At 59.8% G+C, this 22,434-nt stretch carries 23 protein-coding genes; 20 read left to right on the top strand and 3 right to left on the bottom strand.

The genetic code is table 11. The features are described from left to right. Positions 1-26 precede the first annotated feature (26 nt). Positions 27-1,151: an acetylornithine deacetylase gene (gene argE / locus RHSP_RS07525; protein ID WP_037150345.1), complete on the bottom strand. Its 1,125-nt coding sequence runs from the start codon at positions 1,149-1,151 to the stop codon at positions 27-29. A gap of 239 nt (positions 1,152-1,390) precedes the next feature. On the opposite strand from argE, the gene RHSP_RS07530 reads away from it, so the two are divergent. The 7 genes from RHSP_RS07530 (at position 1,391) to RHSP_RS07560 (ending at position 7,172) form a co-directional block, all read left to right on the top strand. Next, the gene (locus tag RHSP_RS07530; protein ID WP_004112136.1) at positions 1,391-2,290 is read left to right on the top strand and encodes a GNAT family N-acetyltransferase; all 900 of its coding nucleotides are present in this window, start codon (positions 1,391-1,393) and stop codon (positions 2,288-2,290) included. Between the two features lie 234 nt (positions 2,291-2,524). Next, complete coding sequence (locus RHSP_RS33060) at positions 2,525-2,920, top strand: helix-turn-helix domain-containing protein (protein WP_157385315.1); 396 nt, start codon at positions 2,525-2,527, stop codon at positions 2,918-2,920. Next, the gene (locus RHSP_RS07540; RefSeq protein ID WP_004112137.1) at positions 2,917-4,725 is read left to right on the top strand and encodes a hypothetical protein; all 1,809 of its coding nucleotides are present in this window, start codon (positions 2,917-2,919) and stop codon (positions 4,723-4,725) included. The genes RHSP_RS33060 and RHSP_RS07540 overlap by 4 nt, the downstream gene beginning before the upstream one ends. 12 nt (positions 4,726-4,737) lie before the next feature. Further along, the gene (locus RHSP_RS07545; protein WP_004112138.1) at positions 4,738-4,956 is read left to right on the top strand and encodes a hypothetical protein; all 219 of its coding nucleotides are present in this window, start codon (positions 4,738-4,740) and stop codon (positions 4,954-4,956) included. 14 nt (positions 4,957-4,970) lie between these two features. Further along, positions 4,971-6,143 carry a YcaO-like family protein gene (locus tag RHSP_RS07550; RefSeq protein ID WP_004112139.1) on the top strand — a complete coding sequence of 391 codons (1,173 nt, stop codon included), beginning with the start codon at positions 4,971-4,973 and terminating at the stop codon, positions 6,141-6,143. Beyond that, complete coding sequence (locus tag RHSP_RS07555) at positions 6,140-6,844, top strand: TfuA-like protein (protein ID WP_004112144.1); 705 nt, start codon at positions 6,140-6,142, stop codon at positions 6,842-6,844. The genes RHSP_RS07550 and RHSP_RS07555 overlap by 4 nt, the downstream gene beginning before the upstream one ends. Positions 6,845-6,950: 106 nt before the next feature. Then, a complete protein-coding gene (locus RHSP_RS07560; RefSeq protein WP_004112146.1) occupies positions 6,951-7,172 on the top strand; it encodes a hypothetical protein in 222 nt (73 codons plus the stop codon). 356 nt (positions 7,173-7,528) lie between these two features. Here RHSP_RS07560 and RHSP_RS07565 read toward each other — a convergent pair whose 3' ends face one another. Then, positions 7,529-8,437 (bottom strand): LysR family transcriptional regulator, encoded by a 909-nt coding sequence (locus RHSP_RS07565; RefSeq protein ID WP_004112149.1) that lies wholly within the window; start codon positions 8,435-8,437, stop codon positions 7,529-7,531. Between the two features lie 259 nt (positions 8,438-8,696). Here RHSP_RS07565 and RHSP_RS07570 point away from each other — a divergent pair, with 259 nt between their 5' ends. Genes RHSP_RS07570 through RHSP_RS07590 form a run of 5 tightly spaced genes read left to right on the top strand, consistent with a single transcriptional unit; the run spans position 8,697 to position 12,950 of the window. Further along, positions 8,697-9,503 (top strand): 5-oxoprolinase subunit PxpA, encoded by an 807-nt coding sequence (locus RHSP_RS07570; RefSeq protein WP_004112157.1) that lies wholly within the window; start codon positions 8,697-8,699, stop codon positions 9,501-9,503. After that, positions 9,490-9,732 carry an acetyl-CoA carboxylase gene (locus RHSP_RS07575; protein ID WP_004112159.1) on the top strand — a complete coding sequence of 81 codons (243 nt, stop codon included), beginning with the start codon at positions 9,490-9,492 and terminating at the stop codon, positions 9,730-9,732. Before RHSP_RS07570 ends, RHSP_RS07575 begins: the two co-directional genes overlap by 14 nt. Then, entirely contained in the window at positions 9,729-11,114 is a 1,386-nt protein-coding gene (locus RHSP_RS07580; RefSeq protein WP_004112162.1) for an acetyl-CoA carboxylase biotin carboxylase subunit, read from the top strand. The genes RHSP_RS07575 and RHSP_RS07580 overlap by 4 nt, the downstream gene beginning before the upstream one ends. Then, entirely contained in the window at positions 11,114-11,989 is an 876-nt protein-coding gene (locus tag RHSP_RS07585; RefSeq protein ID WP_004112165.1) for a 5-oxoprolinase subunit B family protein, read from the top strand. Before RHSP_RS07580 ends, RHSP_RS07585 begins: the two co-directional genes overlap by 1 nt. Continuing rightward, entirely contained in the window at positions 11,979-12,950 is a 972-nt protein-coding gene (locus RHSP_RS07590) for a 5-oxoprolinase subunit C family protein (RefSeq protein WP_037150348.1), read from the top strand. Before RHSP_RS07585 ends, RHSP_RS07590 begins: the two co-directional genes overlap by 11 nt. A gap of 75 nt (positions 12,951-13,025) precedes the next feature. On the opposite strand, the gene RHSP_RS07595 is transcribed toward RHSP_RS07590, so the two are convergent. Then, positions 13,026-14,036, bottom strand: a complete 1,011-nt coding sequence (locus tag RHSP_RS07595) for a GntR family transcriptional regulator (protein WP_004112167.1) — start codon at positions 14,034-14,036, stop codon at positions 13,026-13,028. Positions 14,037-14,587: 551 nt separating this feature from the next. Here RHSP_RS07595 and RHSP_RS07600 point away from each other — a divergent pair. The 8 genes from RHSP_RS07600 to RHSP_RS07635 all read left to right on the top strand — a co-directional run bounded on the left by RHSP_RS07600 (position 14,588) and on the right by RHSP_RS07635 (position 22,406). After that, on the top strand, positions 14,588-15,661 hold the full coding sequence (locus RHSP_RS07600; protein WP_037150350.1) for an ABC transporter ATP-binding protein: 1,074 nt from the start codon (positions 14,588-14,590) through the stop codon (positions 15,659-15,661). A gap of 48 nt (positions 15,662-15,709) precedes the next feature. Beyond that, positions 15,710-16,609: an ABC transporter permease gene (locus RHSP_RS07605; RefSeq protein WP_037150353.1), complete on the top strand. Its 900-nt coding sequence runs from the start codon at positions 15,710-15,712 to the stop codon at positions 16,607-16,609. A 2-nt stretch (positions 16,610-16,611) separates the two neighbouring features. Beyond that, positions 16,612-17,457, top strand: coding sequence for an ABC transporter permease (locus RHSP_RS07610; RefSeq protein WP_037150356.1), 846 nt, complete (start codon positions 16,612-16,614; stop codon positions 17,455-17,457). Further along, complete coding sequence (locus RHSP_RS07615; RefSeq protein WP_004112175.1) at positions 17,457-18,197, top strand: SDR family NAD(P)-dependent oxidoreductase; 741 nt, start codon at positions 17,457-17,459, stop codon at positions 18,195-18,197. The genes RHSP_RS07610 and RHSP_RS07615 overlap by 1 nt, the downstream gene beginning before the upstream one ends. Positions 18,198-18,210: 13 nt before the next feature. Continuing rightward, positions 18,211-18,978 carry an SDR family NAD(P)-dependent oxidoreductase gene (locus tag RHSP_RS07620; RefSeq protein WP_004112194.1) on the top strand — a complete coding sequence of 256 codons (768 nt, stop codon included), beginning with the start codon at positions 18,211-18,213 and terminating at the stop codon, positions 18,976-18,978. Positions 18,979-19,075: 97 nt separating this feature from the next. After that, on the top strand, positions 19,076-20,308 hold the full coding sequence (locus RHSP_RS07625; protein ID WP_004112195.1) for an ABC transporter substrate-binding protein: 1,233 nt from the start codon (positions 19,076-19,078) through the stop codon (positions 20,306-20,308). Positions 20,309-20,386: 78 nt separating this feature from the next. Next, positions 20,387-21,490, top strand: a complete 1,104-nt coding sequence (locus tag RHSP_RS07630) for an ABC transporter ATP-binding protein (RefSeq protein WP_004112198.1) — start codon at positions 20,387-20,389, stop codon at positions 21,488-21,490. 34 nt (positions 21,491-21,524) lie between these two features. After that, positions 21,525-22,406 (top strand): polysaccharide deacetylase family protein, encoded by an 882-nt coding sequence (locus tag RHSP_RS07635; RefSeq protein WP_004112201.1) that lies wholly within the window; start codon positions 21,525-21,527, stop codon positions 22,404-22,406. Positions 22,407-22,434 lie beyond the last annotated feature (28 nt).

The following is a 22,434-nucleotide window of genomic DNA, read 5'->3' on the forward strand; positions in this document are numbered from 1 at the left end:
GGACTTAATCCTCCGGTCTTGCGGCATTACGCCAGGCAGTGCTGGCCAAGAGCCTCTATCATCGCCTGGCAAGCGGTGAGTTCTTCCATGAGGATGAACTCATCCGGTTTGTGGGCGCGGTCGATATCGCCGGGACCGCAGATGATCGCTTCCTGGCCGGCGCGCTGATAGAGCCCTGCTTCTGTGCCGTAGCTGACGGCTGGAAGCGGTTCGACGCCCGTCAGTCCCGCCAGCAGACCGGCGAGAGGAGCGGTCCGCGGAAGGGAGAGGGCAGGGTAGGCACTTAGCTCCTCCCATTTGATCTCAAAACCTCGTTGCTGAAGCGCCACAGCGGCCTCACGGACAGGGGACAGCAATGCTGCCGGATCAGCGCTGGAAATAGCCCGCGCCTCGATCTCCAAGGTGCACGCATCCGGAATAATATTGACAGCCCGTCCGCCGTGAATGGTGCCGACGGAGATGGACGAATAGGGAGGCTCGAACTGCTTTTCGAGCGGTCCTTCCGCCAGAGCATGGGCGGTCGAGACGGCGCATTGTAGAACTTCGGTGGCGGCATGAATTGCGTTGAGCCCAAGGTCTGGCCTGGACGAGTGACCCGAGCGTCCTTTCAAGGTGACGCGGGCGGCAGCCTTGCCCTTATGCGCCAGGATGGCGCGCATGTTGCTCGGTTCTCCAACGATGACGCCGAGGGGCTTGGCGCAAAGCTCCGGCAGGCGCGCTATGAGATGCGGCACGCCGCGGCAGCCTGCTTCTTCATCATAGGAGAAGGCAAGATGGATGGGGCAGATGAGGGGCTTTGCGACAAGCATCGGCACGGCAGCGAGGCAGGCGGCCAGAAATCCCTTCATGTCGCTGGTGCCGCGGCCGTAGAGCCTCTCGCCATCGACGCGCATAACAAACGGATCGCTCGTCCAGCCCGTCTCGTTGGCTGGCACGACATCCATGTGACCGGAGAGGACGTAACCTCGTTTCTCGCGCGGACCGATCGTTGCGAAAAGGTTCCATCGGTCGCCCTCGGGGCCGGCCATGATATCAACCGTAACGTCGAAGGATTTCAGGTAGGCCGCGATCCATCCAACGATATCCGCATTCGTCGTTCCCACGACCGATTGAAAGCCGACCAGTTTTGCCAGGATGTCCGGTGCACGCATCGAGAAGTTCCCATGTTCCATTGCCGTCAACGCTTGCGCGAGCGACACAGTGAGCAGAGGGAAGGTTAAGCGCCTGCCAGAAGAATACCTGCCGAAACCGCGATACATACAGTCAAATCTTGCGTCGCTCTTCGCGTACGCAGTTAGATGTTTTGCGGCTCCTCGGCTAAGCTCGGCGAAGCATGATGCCAGGTTGCGTGAAAATGCTGTCGGCAAATCGGATGGCGGCCGAATCAAGAATGGATACGAAAATACCCGAGAGACTTAATGTCGATGCATTCGAAATGCGTTTTGCCGACATTGCCGATGTCGACCTGTCGCAACTTCAGGCTCTCTCGATGTCGGTCGGGTGGCCGCACAGATCGCAGGACTGGCAGCATCTGCGCGATGTCGGGCGTGGTTTCGTGGCCCTTGACGAAATTGGCAGGGTCTCCGGTTCGACCATGTGGTTTCCGCACGGGGAGAGTTTCGCTACATTCGGCATGTTGATTACCTCGCCGCGGCTGCAGACAAATGGTACGGCGAAATGGCTCGTCAGGCGCATGCTGACGGAATGCCACCAAGAAAGGTTGAGACTGAACGCGACGAGGGCCGCACGCCGGATGTGCGCGACACTTGGATTTAAGCCCCAGCAATCGGTTTTTCAGTGCCAGGGAGAAATAGTGTCGGTCCCTGAGCCAAGCAGCCTGAAATCGAGCCTTCATCTGCGACGCCTCGAACGCGGCGATATTGACGCAGTCGCGTGCCTGGATGAGCCCGCTTTCGGAACCCTCCGCCATCGGCACCTTGTGCGGTTGTTCGAAAGTTCCATCTGCTACGGTCTTTATGACGGTCATAAATTAATAGCTTATTCCATGCGTCGCCGTTTCGGCCGAGGTCATGTTATAGGCCCCGTTGTTGCCTATCGTGCCGAAGACGCAATTGCGGTCGTGCAGCCACATGTGGCCGCGCATGTCGGCAGCTTTCTCCGCCTCGATACTCATTTCGACACCGGCCCATTCGCCAGCTTTGTCCAGCAAAGCGGGATGTCCGTCTTTGATACGGTAACGACCATGGTCTCTTCCGAGGCTGCTGCTTATGGACGTGCGGACAACCGCGCTCCATTGGTTTTTGCCCTTGCCTCGCAGTCTTTTGGATAACCGACAAATTCCCGGGGCCAGATGTCGTCTCTCATGGGCACATCCAAAGCGTGGTAGGGCAGATGCCACAGATGCGGCTTGCTGCCGTAAAGAGCGATTCCACTATCTGTTTAAAACAGCGATCGGAAACCTCTTGGCACAGTGCAAAATCGACTTTGGATGCCTCGTTGGAAGATTGTGAATTCGAGGGAAACCTGCGAACATGAAGGTAATTTCTCTTCTGACGGTTTCCTCATGGACAAAAAGCCCGATGCGATCGATGTTGGAGTTGGATCACGCAACCGACTGCTTCGGGAGGAATTGTCAATTATGCAGAGCATAGTGGCCGAGGAGCTCTGCATAAGCCCGCAACAGCTCGAGAAATACGAATACGACGTCAAAAAAATCGGTGCTGGCCGCCTTCCGCGCATTTCAGAAAGCTGCGACGTCCCGGTCATGCTTTCCTTCGGAAGCGCATCGGACGACGTCCTTCCTTCTGCGGAAGCGCGGCTAATTTTAGACCTGCTAAACATCATGATGCCACCCCGCAGACAGCCTTATTGGGGATTGAGGACAAGCGGTTGTGGGCGAGGAACCACGCTTTCATGCAATCATCCGAAGCTGACAACGAGTGCTGACCTGGCAAGATGACATTTCATTTGACGACACTTGGCAGCTGCGCCCTTTATGACGAGAAGGGTGATCGTGTGAACGTGCCAAGACAGGCGCTGCTCATGCTTGCCTATCTCCACGATTGCCGACAATCGATGCCGCGCAAGGATCTGGCGGCTTTTCTCTGGCCCGGCAATCTTCAGGCCGCCGGCGCCAATTTGAGGTCGACCCTCCTGCGTTTGGCGACTGCGACGTCCGAATCCCCCAAGCCGCTGATCGGCGGCGTTGCGACGAACCTTACCTTGAATTTCGACGCATTGCGGTGCGATCTGGACACTATCGAAAGTACGTCCGGCGTTGCCAAGCTCAGCGCGCTCGCCAATGCTGTCGCCAAGAATTTTCTGCCCGCTTACGGCAACGGCTCTGGAGCTGCGGCTGTCTGGGTACGCGACGTTCGGGCACGGCTGGCAGGGGAGCTGCGAGCCGAATTCTTCAAGACGATGAACCAACCTTCTTCGCCCCAATATCGTGGCGAATTGAAGCGTGCAGCCATGCTTCTGCTGGACTGGGACCAGACCGATGATGAGGTCAGGGTGGCGCTCGGAGAGAAGATCACCTCTTACATCCAGTTGATTGGCGAAACGAAAGATCCGAATTCAAGCCATCCGGTTCAAGATACGATTCCAATCGCCGCCGACAACCAAATGCCGCGTATCGCCCTGCTTCCTCCTGAGACGCTGGAGGATTCAGAGCGCGCAGGATCGGTTGCAAATGCGGTCATCGAAGATCTGACGATCAGTCTTTGCGTCGATCGAAGCGTATCCGTCGTCGCTCCCTATACCGCGGAGCAGATCCGCTCCTCAAACGACAAGGCCGGGCTTCTCAGGCAACATAATGTGGTCTACGCGCTCGATACAAAGAGGACAGGCGACAGCCTTTTCGCGCAGCTGATTTTCATGCCGCGGGACGAAATTGTCTGGGCAACACGCGTCCAGCTGGATAACGCGGCCATAACGGAGCATCGCAACGCGATCGCCACTGCGATCCAGAACTCCATCATCGAGCGTGTTGGCGCCTTCCATCACATAGTTTCCGATTTCAGCTGCAAGCCGCAGGCCTATTTTGCCTATCTCGAGGGCGTAAAATGCCTGTCCCGCTTGAACCTTCAGAATGTCCGCCGCGCGCGCAGGCATTTCAAGGAGGCTCTCGAGCATGAGCGAGGGTTTGCGGCGGCACTTGCGGGCATCGCCAGAACGCTGACGATGGAATGGGTTCTGACGGCCCGCGGCGATGGCGATCTGTTGCACCAGGCGGAAAAAATGGCGGCCGATGCAATCCGCGGTGACAGTCAGTTCGCCGGAGGCTTCAAGGAAATCGGCGTCGCCCGGCTCTACCGCGGAAACATCGATGGCAGCCTCGAGGCCTTGTCGAACGCCGAGGACCTCAGCCCGCACTACGCGGACGTGATTTGTAGCCACGCCGACTGTCTCACCCATGGCGCCAACCCGAAAGCGGCATTGGCGAAGGTTTCAACCGCTCTCGATCTCAATCCGCTTGCCCCGGACTACTATTATTGGACCGCAGCTGGAGCCAGCTATTTCCTTGGCGAATATGCCGAGGCATTGTCCTATCTGGACAGGATGAGAGACGCCGGGCCGGCAAGCAGGCTTGCGGCGGCAAGCTGGGCAATGCTGGGGAATCTTTCCAAGGCTAAGGCGTATCGGCTGCGCGCCTTGCGCGACAACCCGAATTTCGATCTTGAGGCATGGCTGTCCATGATCCCGAACAAGGAAAAGTGGCAGACAGAACATTACAGGGAAGGCCTGCTGAAGGCCGGTTTTTGAGAGGAAGAGATTATGGCAGGTGCGGTGCTAATTGGGATTGCTGGTGAACAGGGCCTTTGGCTGGCTGACCTCGAAAACGGGACTGTCGTTCGATACACGCAGCCGCTGGCGGGCGATCTGGCGACGGCTGAATCCTGGCGGGCGAAAGGCGTCAAAGTCGAGAAAGATGTCGATTTCGCCGTGGCAGTGAGTTCAGCAAGCGCCGTGGCGTCAGGCCTTTACGAGGGCTAGGTACGCGCTGATCGGTGTCAAACAACTTTAGAGCGTGCCCTCCTGGCGAAACCTTGTCGAGGGTTTGGCCCTATTTGGGGTCGCTTGGCATAACTCGCGTCGGCCGCCAGACCGGGCTTGACCGGATCGGCATTCCCGTTTGGTGCGCCTACGCCCCGAATTCCAAGGCGATCGTCGTCGCCCAGGGCAAAGGTCTGGACGACATTTCCGCGAAGACATCGGCGGTAATGGAAGCGATCGAGCGATCGGTCGCGACCCAGCCTCACTGTTCAACGCTTATGGCAAGTGCAGGTGATCTTGCCATGAGCGGCCATGCAATGGATTGTTTGGATGGTCTGCTGGCGGTCGGCGCCCAGCCGGTAGAGACCACTGACCAGATCAGATGGTCTAAGGCCCACGATTTGGCGAAGAACGCCTCAATATTCGTGCCTTTCGAGGCCGTTCATCTCGACCGAACGAATGTCAGCCCGCGCTTTTGGGTATCATCGGACGGATTGGCGTCAGGCAACACCTGGCACGAGGCGGTTCTGCACGGGTTGCTGGAGCGGATAGAACGGGATGCTTGCGTCCTCTGGGATGTTGGCGGCCCGGCGCGTCGTTACGCTCGCCGGATAGATCCGCACAGCATCGAAGACGATGGCATTTGCGAGATGCTGGAGAAGATTTTCTCAGCAGACTTCGATCTCGCACTTTTTGACGTGACGAGCGATCTATCCGTTGCATCCGTCGCGGCGTTGCTGCGACCGAAAGGTGATGACGGCTCGCTCAGATATGTCGACTTGACCATGGGGGCAGGGGCATCCCTGTCCTCCGATGTGGCCGTCGCCCGGGCGATTTCCGAGGCCGTGCAATCTCGAATGACGTTCATCGCGGGTGCCAGGGACGATCTTGTCCCGGAGCTGTTTTCACGCCGGGCCGACCCGGCCCACCTGCAGTCGTTCCGGGTTCGATGCGCGACGAAACTGAATGAACTGCCGACGTTACAGGCCAGGTCTGCGCAAGATGCGCTAGACCACCTTGTCGCGAAGCTGTTGAGACACGGTATCGACCGGCTTTATGCAATCGAGCTGGCACCCGATTGGCTGCCGGCATCGGTCGCAAAGGTCTTCGCGCCACAACTTGAACATCCGGACGGGGGGCGCCGAATTCGTTTCGGCAGCCGCGCACTGTCAAAGGGCTTCCTATGAAAGTGATCTTCGCGGGACCTAGCCTGCCCGATGCCAAAGCGTTCGCCGACGGCACGATGGTCATACGGCCACCGGCATGCCAAGGCGACGTCGTCAGAGCTCTCGAGGATGGTGCGACCGCGATCGGCCTTGTCGACGGTCAGTTCGAGTTCGTCGCGCCGGTCTGGCACAAGGAATTGCTCTTTGCCTTATCCCGCGGTGTTCCGGTGTTCGGGGCGGCCAGTATGGGAGCGCTCCGCGCGGTTGAGTGCCAGGTTTACGGCATGGTCGGCGTCGGCCGGATCTTCGGTGACTATGCTTCCGGGCGCCGCGAGGAGGATGCGGATGTCGCTCTCCTTCATGGCCCGGCGGACTTGGGCTATCCCGCTTTGTCGGTGCCGTTGGTCAATGTCGATGCGACAATCGAGGCCGCGATTGGCCAAGGCATTATCGGCAGGGAGGAGGCTTTGCGGCTGTCCGATGCGGCCCGGCGTCTATATTTCAAGGACCGGACCTGGAGGCGTGTTGCCGAAGCCGCCGAGATGGACATAAGCCAGGTGAGGGCACTTGTCGCAAAAGCGTGGACCGACCAGAAGCGTCAGGATGCCATCGAGCTCATGCGCGCGATTGCCGATGCGCCGGTGCGGGTACACACCGTGGATTGGTCTTTCAATGTGACGCCGCTATGGCGCAAGCTCTTCTCACAATTTTACCGCATGTAGTTGATCTTTAATGCAGTCGTTGCGTGCGCAACGCTTTTGCAACGCACCTCATCAGTCGAAATATGGCAATCTCCCCCTATCAAATCATTTGGTGGGGCTTCTAAGAGTGACCGATTTTGAAGAACAGGAACGTCAGGACGAGATCTTGGCCCTTGTAAAAATGATGCAGTATGCCGGTGGAATCGCCAGCGAGCTCGATGTAGCGCAGGCCGAATTCCTCATAAAGGCAGCACAAGCAGCTCTTCTTTCGGTTTTGGAGGCCGAGTTCCCGATGCTCTCGAGTGTGCATTTGCAGGGGCTCGTCAGCACCCCCCATGGTCACTGCTAGCAAGCTCTCGTCCTTCTGATATTCCCGACTAATACATTTACTTGATACTGAGCGGACACAGGGAACCTCCAAGAGAGCCAGCTTGTTTAGAAGAGTACTAACCAGGGTGGGCTGGCCTGTGAGAAAACTAAGCTCCACCGATACGGCACACGTCACCGCGGATTTTAAAGCACCTCAAGGAAATATGAGGGTTGCGCTGATGATGTTTGCAGCAATTATTGTTGCTTGGCTTGCGATTGCCTACGATATCTGCCTTTCGTTGAACTGGCTCTGATCTTCGCCGAGCGGAAAGCCGTGATGCTTGCGGCCTGTCCCCCCGTGTCATGACCGCCGGATGGGCCATGGTGGATGTCGGGTCAGGAATTTGTTCCGGGCAGGTTATAAGCTTGCTGGAAATAACGTCTAAAGGCGAGCATCGGCGGGCTGAACTCGACGTTGGCGCGCCAGGCCAGGCCCACATCCATGGGCGGAATCGGGTCTTGGATGTTCACGGTCTCGATGCGTCGCCCTTCTAGGGACCAGGGGCGATGCACCATGTCCGACAGGATTGCGACGCCGAGGCCGTTCGCCACCATTGACCTCACGGCCTCGATCGAACTGGTCCGCAACAGCACCTTCGGCTGATACGAACTCTGGCTCCAGTATCGCAAGGAAGAGTGGGCAGCTTCGTCCACCGTCAGCATGATGTAAGGTTCCTCGGCGATCTCGCGCAGGCCCACTCCATCGCGGCGCAGCAATCCGTGACCAGCCGGAACCCATAGTCGCCGGACGGAGCTCAGCGATGTCTCGGTCGTTAACATCGGATTGAGAATGTTCGATGTCAGCAGCACCGAAATGTCGTAACGATTGGCAAGCAGACCTTCTTCGATCGACTCGCGATTGACCTCATAGAGCTTGATTTTCAGTTTCGGATAGAGACGGCGGATACGCTCGATGTGAAGCGGCAGGAAATAGCCGATGACGGTATAGGTCGCGGCAACGACGAGCTCCCCCTCTATATCGCTGCTGACGAGATTGAGATGCGTCGCTTCATCGATCTTTGCCAGAATCTCATAGGCATGGGACAAGAACTGCCGGCCGGCTGTGGTCAGTTCCATGCCCTGAGGCGTGCGGTTGAACAGAGAGACGCCAACCGTCAATTCGAGGTCCTTGATCGCCGCAGTAACGGCGGATTGCGAGATCGACAGATTGACGGCAGCATGCGAGATCTGCCCATATTCGGCCGTTGCTACGAAATAGCGGATCTGCCGCAGGCTCAGGCTCATGGTGCACGTCCCATCTGTTTATCTGAAAACTGCTGTGGCGAATCCGATTTCATGGATACAAAACGAAATGGATTTCGACTTATTCTCGCGCAATTTCCTTATATCACTGAAATATATAGAGATTTTCTGGCGCGATTTTAGGCGCCGGTATCAATTTATCAGATAATGATGCTTTGAAAATTGTATTTTTCAAGGGCAATTCTTCCTTCTAGCCTCTTTATATCGGTCCGGATCGGGACGCATAGGCGAGGGAACGCATTTGAAGGAAGCGGTCGACATCAATTGCGACATGGGGGAGGCCTTCGGCCGATGGCGGATCGGCGATGCGCATGACGAAGAGCTTATCTCGCTTATCAGTTCCGCCAATATCGCTACTGGTTTTCATGCCGGTGACCCCAATTTGATGGACGAGACCGTGCGAATGGCTGCCAACCTCGGCGTTGGCGTCGGCGCCCATCCCGGTTACAACGATCTCCAGGGGTTCGGGCGGCGCAAGATCAATGGCACCAGCCGCGAGATCATCAACGACCTGATTTACCAGGTCGGTGCGCTGCGCGAGTTCGCCAGGCGCTACGGCGTGCCCGTGCAGCATGTGAAGCCGCACGGCGCTCTCTACATGGAGCTGGCGGCGAACACCGATCTCTCGCGGATTTTCATCCAATATATGCGCACAGTGGCGCCGAATATGTTCGTCTTCTGTATGGACGGCTCGGCCACCTGCCTTGCCGCGCGGGAGGCCGGCCAGCCGATCGTCCGCGAATTTTATGCCGACCGCGATTACGGCGACACCGGCTGGATCGTCTTTACCAGGGATATGGGGCGTCCCGATCCCAAGGCGATTGCCCGCAAGGTCGTGAGAGCCTGCACCGAGGGCGTGGTTCGCACCGTCAACGGCGCGGATATTCCGATCGCCTTTGATTCCATCTGTTTTCATTCCGATACTTTGGGTGCCCTTGATATCGTGCGGCATATGCGGGAGGCCCTTGTTGCCGAGGGTATCAGAATTGCACCCGTTTCGCAGATTTTGAACAGTGACGCAGCGCGGAGGTCCCATGAGCAAGCTTGAGATCAGATCACCCCTTCCGGGAACCTTCTACAGGGCCTCCTCTCCGGACCTTCCGCCCTTCAAGGCCGAGGGTGACGCTGTTGCCGCAGCCGATACCATCGGCCTTATCGAGGTCATGAAAACCTTCCAGCAGATCCCCGCCGGGCTCGACGGCAAGAACATCACCTTCCTCGTCGACAATGAGGAGCCTGTCATGGCCGGGCAAGTCATCGCGGAGGTGGACCCATGACGATCCGTTCGGTCCTGATCGCCAACCGCGGCGAGATCGCGGTGCGGATCATAAAGGCTGCCAAGGCGCTCGGCATTCGCACGGTGCAGGTCCATAGCGCCGCCGATGCGGAGATGCTCGCGGTGAAATTGGCCGACGAGGCGATCAATATCGGCTCGCCGGCCCCGAAGAAATCCTATCTGAACATCGAAGCCATTATCGCCGCTGCGCGGGCAGCCGGTGTGGATGCCGTCCATCCGGGCTATGGATTTCTGTCCGAAAACGGAGATTTCGCCGATGCCGTCGAGGCGGCGGGCATGATCTTCATCGGGCCGAGCGGCGAAGCTATCCGACTGCTCGGCGACAAGGTGGCCGCCCGCGAGATTGCAAAACGGGCCGGTGTTCCGACAGTACCGGGAAGTGATGGCCGCGTCGCGGATATCGACGCCGCCGAGGTGATCGCCAAGCACACCGGCTTTCCCGTGATGATCAAGGCCGCGGCCGGTGGCGGTGGGCGTGGCATCCGCATCGTGCGGTCGCTCGCGGAGCTTAGAGAACAGTTTCCGCTCGCATCGACGGAGGCGGCCGCCGCTTTTGGTGATGGTGGCCTTTACATGGAGAAGGTCATCACCTGCGCTCGGCATATCGAGGTGCAGATTTTCGGCGACGGACGGAATTTCGTCCATTGTTTCGAGCGCGAATGCTCGCTGCAGCGGCGGCGGCAGAAGGTTTGGGAAGAAGCGCAGGCTTTTCTTCTTCCCGATGACGTGCGGCAGCGCCTCTGCGCCAGCGCCGTAGCGCTTGCGGCCGAAGTCGGTTATCGCGGCGCAGGCACGGTCGAATATCTCTACGACGAGGATAGCAGGCAGTTTTATTTCATCGAGGTCAACACGCGCATTCAGGTCGAGCACCCGGTTACGGAGATGATTACCGGGATCGATCTGGTGCAGGAGATGTTCAAGGTGGCGGGTGGCGCTCCCCTGTCGCTGTCGCAGTCCGATATTCGGGCGCGTGGTCATGCCATCGAGTGCCGGATCAATGCCGAGGATCCGGCCAAGGGCTTTCTGCCGGCGCCGGGCACCGTCACGCGGCTTTCGATTCCGGAAGGCGAGGGCATTCGGTTCGATACGATGCTTTACGCCGGCTACACCGTACCGCCCTTCTACGATTCCCTTCTCGGCAAGCTCGTCGTCTGGGCCGAGGATCGCAATGCCTGCCTCGACAGGCTGGCAGCCGCCCTTTCCAATCTGACGATCGAGGGTTTGCCGACGACGATCCCCCTGCACCTCGCGCTCGCCCGCGATCCGTCGGTGCGAAAAGGTGCATTCCACACGCGTTTTCTCGAATCCTGGCTGGAGACCGATTTTGCCGCGGTTGACGGCGTATCGGCGGAGGTTGCCTGATGCCTGCTCGCTTTACGTTCGGAGGTGACGAGCATCTCTTCGTCGAATGCAGCGATGAGATGTCCCTTGAAGCCTTCTTCAAAAGCCTGTCGATGGCGAAGGGAGTGCGCGAGAGCGCCATCAAGGGCGTCACCGAAATCTGCCCCGCCAACGCTTCCTTCCAGATCAAGTTCGATCCCGATCGGATCAAGCCGGACGAGCTCTTACGCGAGGTCAAGGCGATCGAGGGCGCTGCCGAGAAGGCGGAGCCTGTCATCACCACTCGCATCGTCGAAATCCCAGTCTTCTACAACGATCCCTGGACGCATGAGACGCTGATGCGCTTCCGCGAGCGGCACCAGGAGCCCAACGGCACCGATCTCGATTATGCTGCAAGGATCAACGGTTACGATGCGGTCGAGGATTTCATCTCGGCCCATGCCGGATCGCCCTGGTTCGTCTCGATGGTCGGCTTCGTCGCCGGCCTGCCCTTCATGTATCAGATGGTGGAGCGGCAGCGGCAGATCGAGGTGCCGAAATATCTGCGCCCGCGAACCGATACGCCGCGGCTGACGGTTGGTCATGGCGGCTGCTTCGGCTGTATCTATTCGGTGCGAGGGGCCGGCGGCTATCAGATGTTCGGCATCACGCCGATGCCGATCTTCGATCCCACGCAATCGACAAGCTACCTGCGCGATTTCATGGTGTTCTTCCGCCCCGGCGACATCGTGAAATTCCGGCCGATCGATCGCGATGGCTACGACCAGGCAGTCGAGGATGTCGATAAGGGCCGCTTCGCGCCGCCGATCCGCGAGGTCAGTTTCGATCTGCGCCAATATCAGGCCGATATCGACGGCTACAACACCAAGCTGGAGGGCGCGCTGCATGGCCATTAAGGTTCTTCATCACGGTCTTTCCACCACCATTCAGGATCTCGGGCGGCCCGGCTATTTCCATCTCGGCATTCCCGTCGGCGGCGCAATGGATCGCTATGCTATGCGCGCGGCAAATCTCCTTGTCGGCAATGAAGAGGGTGCCGCAGGGCTGGAGGCCGTCTTCATGGGGCCTAAGCTCGAATTTCTGGATGATGCGCTGATCGCGGTCACCGGCGCCGATATGCCGGTCAGGATCGATGGCGAAGTCCAGCCGGGATGGACGGCGCTCGAGGTCAAGGCAGGGCAGACCGTAAGCTTTGACTTTCTGAAGTCCGGCGCGCGGATCTGCATTGCGGTGTCTGGCGGCATCGACGTTCCGGAAGCGTTGGGTAGCCGATCGACCTATGTCATCGGCGCACTTGGTGGTCTTAGCGGTAGGGCGATCGTTGCCGGCGACGAGCTTCCAGTCGGCTCCGGTTCCATTGGCGGCGCGGGCAGATCCGTTGCCGAGGAGCTTCGCCGCAAGCCGGGCACGCCGGCCGAGCTGCGGGTCCTGCCGGGGCTCTACTGGGATCGGCTGACCGAGGAGACGAAGAGCAATTTCTTTGCCGACCAATGGAAGGTGGCGCCGGAAGCCGATCGCATGGGCTATCGCTTCCGCGGCGGCCGCAAGCTTGAATTCGTCGAGCGCAAGCAGCCCTTCGGTGCCGGCTCGGATCCGTCGAATATCGTCGACAGCTGCTATCCCTACGGTTCGATCCAGGTGCCGGGCGGAACGGAGCCGATCATCCTGCATCGCGATGCCGTCTCCGGCGGCGGCTATTTCATGCTGGGAACGGTGATCTCGGCCGACATGGATCTGATCGCGCAACTGCAGCCGCATACGCCGACGCAGTTCATCGAGGTCACTATGGATCAGGCGCTGGCGGCGCGCGCGGACCGGCAGGCGTTGCTTGCGCGCCTTCGCACCGCTCTCGCATAGAGGATCAAACGGATGGCCGCCTCTTCATTCCCTCGCTTCCAACATAGATTGAATAGGAAAGGGATTACCTGCGTCTCATTCCAGAACGCGGGTCAGATAGGCGGCCGTCACGCCTGGGCCGGGGATGATGGCGACGATCTTCATCTGTGCGATCGTGCGATCGACCGAGGCTTCCAGATGGTTCTCCATCATCGCCGCCGCCGCCTTCACCGCGCCCCGCAGCAGCAGTTCCGCAATCAGGCGCAGCTCCGTGATGATGGCGGGATCGCCTGGCAGCCCGAGCCGGCGCAGCAATCGTTCCGTCGCCGTGACAGGCAGCAGGTTGTTGCGGATGGATTCCTTCAGCCGCTCGTTCGGCGTTGCGAGAACGCAGATCTCGATGAAATCAGCATGGATGGTCTCCAGCGCCGCAAGGTGCTCGGCTGCGTCGCGCCGCTCGAGATCAGAGAGGCGCTGAAACAGGTCGGTCAATCGCTCCCGGTCGACACGGCTGGCTCCGGCAACGAGCGCCTGCGGCTCCAGCATGCCGCGCAGGCCGTAGTGATCCTTGATCATCTGCGCCGTCAGCGGGCCGGCGATCCAGTGGGACGACTGGTTCTTGCGCACGAGGCCGCGCTCGCGCAAGCGCGTCAGCACGTCGCGGACGACGGTGCGGCTGACGTTGAAGTGATCCGCAAGCTCGATCTCGATAATGCGGTACTGGCCGAAGACGACGCAGCCGGCGACATCCGCCTCGACGGTATTGTAGATGCGCTCCCAGGAGGCGCGGCTCTGCAAGGCCTCGTCCGCGTGGCGCGGGATGGTCAGGCCGAGGGTTTTGATATCGGTGCGCTTCGGCTCGATGCCCTGGCCTGCGGGGCCGACGAGATAGCCGCGCCCGTTGAAACGATGCACCAGCCCCTCGCTCTCCAGCGCCTGCAGCGCCCTCTGCACGGGCGCGCGCGAAATCTGCAGGATATCGGCGATCGGGCCTTCGAGCAGCACCACGCCCCGCGGCAGCGTGTTGTCCTCGATATTGCCGCGCAGAACATCCTCGGCGATCTCGTAGCGCTTTTGCGCATTGGGGCGCGCATGGTTTTCGGTCATCTGATGCAATGGACTCACGTCGTTCTGATGCCTCACTCTTACGCGTTTTGTTGCCCTAACATAGCGCAAAAATAAATGACTATTGAATACAAAATATGTTTTCTTCGTGCGAGCGCGGTGAGTCTCGTTTCGATAAGTGCCGACATAAGGTGCCGCTAGGTGCGCTATTTGCTGAATGATTCTTGGGTGCGGCGTCACGATGTGATGGCTGCAATGGCTGCTTTGCCGCCAATTTGCGAGCAGATAGAGATGTCTGCAATATTGATGTCCTTCCGCCGGATATTCCTCAATTAATTGTTTGCTTCGGGCTTCGGCTTTTTCATAAAAAGTCTATTGAATACAAAAATCATTTATGCAATGCTCTCTTCATCAAGGCGCTCGTCAGAAGCGCCAAAGGTGGAACTCTTTGAAACGCCAAGGAACATCTCTTTGACGCGCATGTGTTCATGCGCGAACGCAGACCGACGTCTGGTGTCCGGATCGATGCGATTCCGGCGGAGGCAGCGCTTTGCCCGAGGGATGGTCCTTGCCTTGAAACTGGTAGGAAATCGGTGTCGACCGTTCTTCAGCTCAGCCAAGTCACCAAGTCCTATGGCGCGTCAGCCGCGCTGGACAGGATAGATTTCTCTTTGCCCGACGATGCCTATATCTCGCTGCTTGGCCCGAGCGGCTCAGGCAAGACCACGCTGCTGCGCGTCATTGCCGGCTTCGAGGAGCCGGAGGCAGGTTCGATCTTCTTCCACGGCAAGCGTCTCGACGGCGTCGAGCCCCATGCGCGGGGCATCGGTTTCGTCTTTCAGAACTTTGCTTTGTTTCCGCATCTTTCCGTCGCCGAAAACGTCGCCTTCGGCCTGCGCAACCGCCAGGTCGATCCGGTGACGGATGCGCGCGCCTTGGCGGCGAAGGTACAGGACATGCTGTCGCTGGTCGGCCTCAAGGGATTTGACGATCGCGCCGTCACGCAGATTTCCGGCGGCCAGCGCCAGCGCGTCGCCCTGGCGCGCACTCTAGTGACCGAGCCGAAAATGGTGCTGCTGGACGAGCCGCTCGGCGCGCTCGATGCCAATCTGCGCAGCCGCATGCGAAGCGAACTCAAAATCATCCGTGAACGCTGCGGTGTGACGTTCCTGCATGTCACCGGTAGCGAAGCCGAAGCCCTGGCCATGGGCGATCTCGTCCTTGTGCTTGATCGTGGCCGCATCGCACAGGCCGCTGCTTCCGACGTCGTTTACAACAGTCCGGCAGCGGCCTCAGTCGCCCGCTTTCTCAACTGCTACAACCTCTTTGCCGGCAATGTCGTCGAGGATGCTTTCGTCGGGCCGGCGGGCCGTTTTCCGCTGAGCGCGTCGCGCAGGAAGGCGCCGCAGCCTACCTACGCGATCCGCTATGACCGCGTTTCGATCCGTCCCCGCGACGCGGTATTTGCGGATGACGAGGTGCGCATCGAGGCCGATTTCATCGCCAGCGAATATTCCGGCGCGGCGGTCAATTCCTTCTTTGCGCTCGATGGCGGCCACGTCTTCGAGGTCGAATCCCATCTCAGCCACGCCCGTCCGCCGGTCTTTGTCGAGAAGGATCGCTATGCGCTCGTCTGGAAGAAGGAGGATGCCCTTGTTTTCGGTTGATGTGAGCCCTTCGAAACCTTCCACCGGACCCTCCAAGGAGAGCGAGAGATGACCATGGCCGCGACGAGCGAGGAAGCCGCGCAGGAACGAGCAACCGCGCGCCGGAAGTCGAACAAGACGCTCTGGCTCCTAGTGCCGGGCATGATCTGGATGGTGGCCTTCCTCGTCCTGCCGATTCTGATGATGGTCTATGTTTCCTTCTGGACGCAGACGACCTTCAAGATCGAGCCGACGCTGACCTTGCAGAGCTGGGTCACCTTCCTGACGAGCCCCACCTATCTCGGGGCGCTCTGGACGACGATCCGCATATGGCTGCTTGTACTTTTGTCGACGCTCATCGTCGGCTATCCGGCAGCGCTCTTCGTCGGGCTACTTATCAAGAACAAGACGCTGCAGACCGTGCTTCTCGTGCTCTGCGTCATTCCGTTCTGGACATCGTTCCTGATCCGCGTGCTCGCCTGGCGGCCGATGCTCGGCACCGAGGGTGCAATCAACATGATCCTGATGAAGCTCGGTGTCGTCCAGCAGCCGATAGAAGTGCTCTTGTTTTCGGAGCTGTCCGTCATCATCGGCATGACGCAGATCTACTGCGTCTTCATGGTCGGGCCGATCGCCTTCATGATGGGCCGGATCGACGCCTCGGTCATCGAGGCGGCTCAGGATCTCGGTGCAGGCTTCTGGCGCATCTTCCGCACGATCATCCTGCCGCTCTCCATGCCGGGCGTGGTGGTCGGTGCGATCTTCGTTTCCGTCATGGTTCTCGGTGAATTCGCCACGTCCGCTGCCCTATCCGGCCGCAAGGTCAATCTGCTCGGCAATATCATCGTCACCCAGGTCGGTTCGCTGAAATGGGCCTTTGCCGCGGTCGCCGGCGTCGTCCTGACGATCATCATGGGTGCTGTCGTCGCAGCCCTGCTCAAGGTCGTCGACCTCAGAAAGGAGCTCTGATCATGAATGCCGGCGGCATCAAGCTTGGCCTGGGCGTCTATACGACCCTCTTTTTGATTTTCCTCTATGGGCCGCTCGTCGTCCTGGCGATCCTGTCGTTCCAGACCGGTCCCGAGGGCGGTCCGCAATTTCCGATCATCGAATGGTCGACCTATTGGTATCGGCATCTCTTCGGGCTGACGCCGCCCTCGCGCATCGCGCCGCTGCCGATCGATCAGGCGCTGATCCGCTCGCTTTTGCTGGCACTGATGACGATGATCGTCTCGACCGTGCTCGGCGTCATGTCCGCCCAGGCCTTTCGCCGCAAGTTCCGCGGCTCGGGCGTCGTCTTCTATCTGATCGTTCTCGGCATGATGGTGCCGGGCGTGCTCGTCGGCCTCGGCACGGCGCTTGTCGCCAATGCCTTCGGCATCGACCGGCACTGGTGGAGCACGGCCTTCGTGCTGCATGTCGTCTACACCTTCCCTTTCGCCTTCCTCGTCATGCTTGCGATTTTCAACCGGTTCGATCCGAGTATGGAGGAAGCCTCCTGGTCGCTCGGCGTCACGCCGGCGCGCACCTTCCGCAAGGTTACCTTCCCACTGATCTTCCCGGGCGTGCTTTCGGCCATGCTCTTCGCCTTCACCCTGTCTTATGACGAGTTCTCGCGCACGCTGTTTGCCTCCGGCCGCGAACTGACCTTGCCGCTTGCCATCTACGGCACTTTCTCGGTCGAGGTGCATCCGAACGTCTTCGCCTTTGGGGTGTTGACGACGCTGTTTTCCTTCGCGCTCCTCGGCACCTACGCGATCCTGATGGGTCTGTCGGTCCGCCGCGCCAAGCGCGTCCGCATTCAGGAGGACGCATGATGGGGCAGAAGGCTTCGGCAATCGTCACCGGCGCGGGCTCCGGTATCGGCCGCGCCATCGCGCTGCGCCTTGCTACAGACGGCTATGCGGTTCTGGTCAACGATCTCTCCGGGGAGCGCGCGCAGTCGGTTGCCTCCGATATCATCAAGGCGGGCGGCACGGCGGCCGCGATCGCCGGCGACGTCGCGCGACCCGAGGACGTGGCGGCTATCCATGCCGCCGCGAAGGCCTCGCACGGCGACGTCGCCCTTCTCGTCAACAATGCCGGCATTGCGCATCAGGCGGCATTCGAAAACCTCGAGCTTGAGGATTTTGACCGGATGTTTGCGGTGCATGTGCGCGGCACCTTCCTGGCGACCAAGGCCGTCATGCCGTCAATGCTGGCGCGGGGCGAGGGCGTCATCGTCAATGTTGCCTCCCAGCTCGGACAGATCGGCGGCATCGAGCTGGTTCATTATTCCGGCGCCAAGGCGGCGATCATCGGCATGACCAAGGCGCTTGCGCGAGAAGTATCGAGCCGCGGGGTGCGGGTGAACGCCGTGGCGCCGGGGCCGATCAATACGCCGCTGGTACTCGGTCTTTCCGAAGAATGGCGCGAACGCAAGAAGCGCGAATTGCCGCTCGGCCGCTTCGGCGAGCCCGAAGAGGTGGCTGCGACCGTGGCGTTCCTGGCGTCGCCGGCAGCGAGCCTCTTCGTCGGCCAGACGCTAGGGCCGAATTCCGGCGACGTGATGCTCTGAAGGAGACAAGCAGGTGGACAGCTTACAGAAACGGGTCGTCATCGTCACCGGGGCAGGCATCGGTATCGGCCAGGCGACGGCGAAGGCATTTGCAGCACTCGGCGACCATGTCGTCGTCACCGACATCCTCGAAAAGGAAGGCGAGCAGACCGTCCGCGACATTCTCATCGCCGGCGACTCGGCCGAGTTCCATCTCTACGACGTTCGCTCGACGGATGCCGCGAACAAGCTCGTAGCCAGTGTCGAGGCCCGCTTCGGCAAGATCGACGTCATCGTCGCCAATGCCGGCATCGCCCATCGCACGCCGCTCGACAAGCTCAGCGACGACAAATGGGACCTGACCATGGATGTCGATCTGAAGGGCATTTTCAAGCTGGCGCGTGCCGCCGTGCCTGGCATGCGCGCACGCAGATCCGGAAGCATTGTTGCACTCTCTTCGATCATGGGTGTCGCCTATGGATGGGACGAGCATGTCCATTATTCGGCGGCAAAATCGGGTGTTGTTGGGCTGGTGCGCGGGCTTGCCGTCGAACTGGCGAAGGACGGCATCAGGGTCAATGGCATCGCCCCTGGCTACATCCGCACCGCCCAGCTTCTTTCGGAAGAGAATTCGCTCGGTCCCGCAGGCGCGGAGAAGGCGGCCGAGTTCATTCCGATGGGCCGGCTTGGCGAGCCGGAAGACATCGCGGATGTGATCGCATTCCTCGCGTCCAAGGGCGCGAGATACATGACCGGCCAGGTTCTGGTCGTGGATGGCGGCCTCCTCGTGGGGCGGTACTGATCGCCATCGTTCCGGCAACGACCGGGCACTGGCGATACGGCAATGAAGCAGGCCCACCAAGGGCCAAGGGAACAGCAATCAGCACTGGAGAACAAAAATGTCCAAAATGGAAATGAACAGACGCTCTCTGTTGAAGCATTCCGCCGGCGTGATGGCGCTTGCAATCGGAGGCGGCACGCCCTTCCTGTCGTCGCGGCTGGCCTACGCGCAGGCCGCCGATCTCGCCAAGAAGCAGCTGCGCACCATCGGCCTCTCCGTCACCGTCCAGGAACGCATCCTTGCCGATTTCCGTAAGGCAAGCGGCGTTGGGCAGACCTCCGGCACGGCGGCGACCTTTCCCGACGCGCAGACCAAGATCCTGTCCGGCTCCAAGGACTATGATTGCTGGGAGATCATTGGCGAGCGCCTGCCGTCGATCGTCATGACCAACAATGTCGAGCCGGTGCCGGCCGCCTCTCTGAAGAACTGGGCCAATATCCGCGACACCTTCACGACGCCCTCCAACAAGTGGGAGCCGAAGCGGCAGATCGTCGGCCAGATCTGGGCCGATGACGCCAAGACTACGCTGAACATGGTGCCCGCGGTCTATAACTACGATTCCATCGGCTATAATCCGGACGTTCTATCCGCCGAGGAAGCCAATACCTGGTCGGCGATCTTCGATCCGAAGTTCAAGGGCAAGTCCGGCCTCAACACGGATCCGCTGATCGCTTTCGGCCAGGCCATCATGGCCATGAACACGCTCGGGCTTTCGAACGTCAAGAATCCGGGTAACCCGAGCGCGGCCGAAATCGACGAAGCGGCGAAGTTCCTTGTTTCCAAGAAGAAGGACGGGCAGTTTCGTGCCCTATGGGGCGACTTCGGCGAGCTGGTGAACCTGATGGCATCGGGCGAGATGGTCGTTTGCGACGCGTGGCAGCCGGCCGTCATGGCGGTCAAGGCCCAGGGCAAGGCATGCAAATACGCCGTGCCGAAGGAAGGCTATCGCGGCTGGGCGATCGGCCCTTCGATGATATCAGGCACGCCGAACAAGGAAGCCGTGATCGCCTATGCCGATTATTGGCTGTCGGGCGAGCCGGGCATCACCGTTTCCGAACAGGGCTATTATTCGCCCTCGACCAACATCGGGAAGGTCATGGTGCCGGACAAATATGCCTTCTGGTACGAGGGCAAGCCATGGGTCGGCGCCTCCGAGCGCGGCATCAAGGAAGGCGACCTGCGTGATGGCGGCTCACTGGCGGAGCGCGCCAAGAATGTCGCCTACTGGCACCAGTGGCCGGATGAATACGACCATCTCGTCCAGAAGTGGGATGAATTCCTCAATGCATGATCCGGTGGCGTCCGCCACTCTTCCTCTGCACCGCAAGGAGGCGATGTCCGCCTCCTCCTCCACGCCCGGAGATCTCTCGTGACGTATGATTTGGAACTCATCGATGTCGGCAAGGTCTATGACAATGGCACGCCAGCCGTCATCGACTTCAATCTTTCGATCAGGAAGGGTGAGTTCATCGCCTTCCTCGGCCCGTCGGGCTGCGGGAAGACGACGACGCTTCGCATGATCGCCGGCTTCGAAAGCATCTCCTCCGGCGACATGATGATCAAGGGCGAACGCATGAACGATGTCCGGCCGCAGAAGCGGCCGACATCGATGATCTTCCAGAACTATGCGCTGTTTCCGCATATGACCGTCCGGCGGAATGTCGGATATGGCCTCGAGGTCAAGGGCATGGCGAAGGCCGAGCGTGAGGCGCGGGTCGATCGTATCCTCGCGACCCTTGGGCTGGAGGATATTGCCGAGCGCAAGCCGGACAAGCTCTCCGGCGGTCAGCGCCAGCGTATCGCGCTTGCCCGCGGCCTCGTGGTCGAACCCGATGTGCTGCTTCTCGACGAACCGCTTGGCGCACTCGACGCCAATCTGCGCAAGGCGATCCAGAACGAGTTGAAGCTGCTGCAGAAGAAGCTCGGGGTGACCTTCGTCTTCGTCACGCATGCCCAGTCGGAAGCGCTGGCGCTGTCCGACCGCATCGTCGTGATGAACCAGGGCAGGGTGGAGCAGATCAGCCCGCCGCATCAGCTTTATACGCGTCCTGACACGCCATTTGTGGCGCAGTTCATCGGCCGAAATACCATCTTCGAAGGTGAGGTTGCCGGCACAAAGGCCGACAGCACATTTGTCTCGACATCGTTCGGCACTTTGTCGGGCTGCGCCAATGGCGGCCTTTCCAGTAAGGTCAATATCGTCATTCCGTCGGAGGCGATCGAGGTTCATGCGGCAGGCGGCACAGCGCGCGAAAATCTCGCCGGAGCCTTCGGCGGCAACGTGGTCGGCGCCCGCGTCGAGCGTTTCGATGTGGTCGGCCATATCTCGCAGATCGGCATCAGCCTGCCCGACGGGCGTGGATTGGCGCTGGAAGCGCATGTCGACAAGTACCGGCCCGGCGCCTTTCCGGTAGGCGCCGAGGTCATGCTTACCTGGGATCCGGCCGACGCGACCGTTATCCCAGCTCACTGAGATTACAGAAAACCCGATTGAAGGAGGCCATCCCATGGCAAAGGAAATCTTGTGCAGTTTTGGTGTCGACGTCGATGCCGTAGCCGGCTGGCTCGGCTCTTATGGTGGTGAGGATTCTCCCGATGATATCTCAAGAGGCCTCTTCGCCGGCGAAGTCGGCAGCCTGCGGCTGGTGAAGCTCTTCGAACGTTTCGGCATCAAGACGACATGGTTCATTCCCGGCCACTCGATCGAAACCTTCCCGGAGCAGATGCAGGCGGTGGCCGATGCCGGCCATGAAATCGGCATCCACGGCTACAGCCACGAAAATCCGATCGCCATGACACGCGAGCAGGAGACGGAAATTCTCGACAAGTGCATCGAGCTGGTCACCAAGCTTTCCGGCAAGCGTCCGACCGGCTATGTCGCGCCGTGGTGGGAATTCTCCAAGGTGACGAACGAGCTGCTTCTGGAGCGCGGCATCAAGTACGATCACTCGCTGATGCACAATGACTTCACGCCCTATTATGTGCGCGTCGGCGATAGCTGGACGAAGATAGACTATTCCCGCAAGCCGTCGGAATGGATGGTGCCGCTGAAGCGCGGCCAGGAAACCGATCTGATCGAAATCCCGGCATCCTGGTATCTCGATGACCTCCCGCCGATGATGTTCATCAAGAAATCGCCGAACAGCCACGGCTTCGTCAATCCGCATCACATCGAACAAATGTGGCGTGATCAGTTCGACTGGGTCTATCGCGAGATGGATTATGCTGTGTTCCCGATCACCATCCATCCTGATGTCGCCGGCCGGCCACAGGTGCTGATGATGCTCGAGCGGCTTTACGCGCACATGATCAAGCATCCGGGCGTAAAGTTCGTGACGATGAACGAGATCGCCGACGATTTCGCGGCGCGCTTTCCGCGTAAGAAATAGCCGGCTAGGCTGAACAACCGAGTGCATC

This window comes from Rhizobium freirei PRF 81, from assembly GCF_000359745.1.
Classification (GTDB): domain Bacteria; phylum Pseudomonadota; class Alphaproteobacteria; order Rhizobiales; family Rhizobiaceae; genus Rhizobium; species Rhizobium freirei.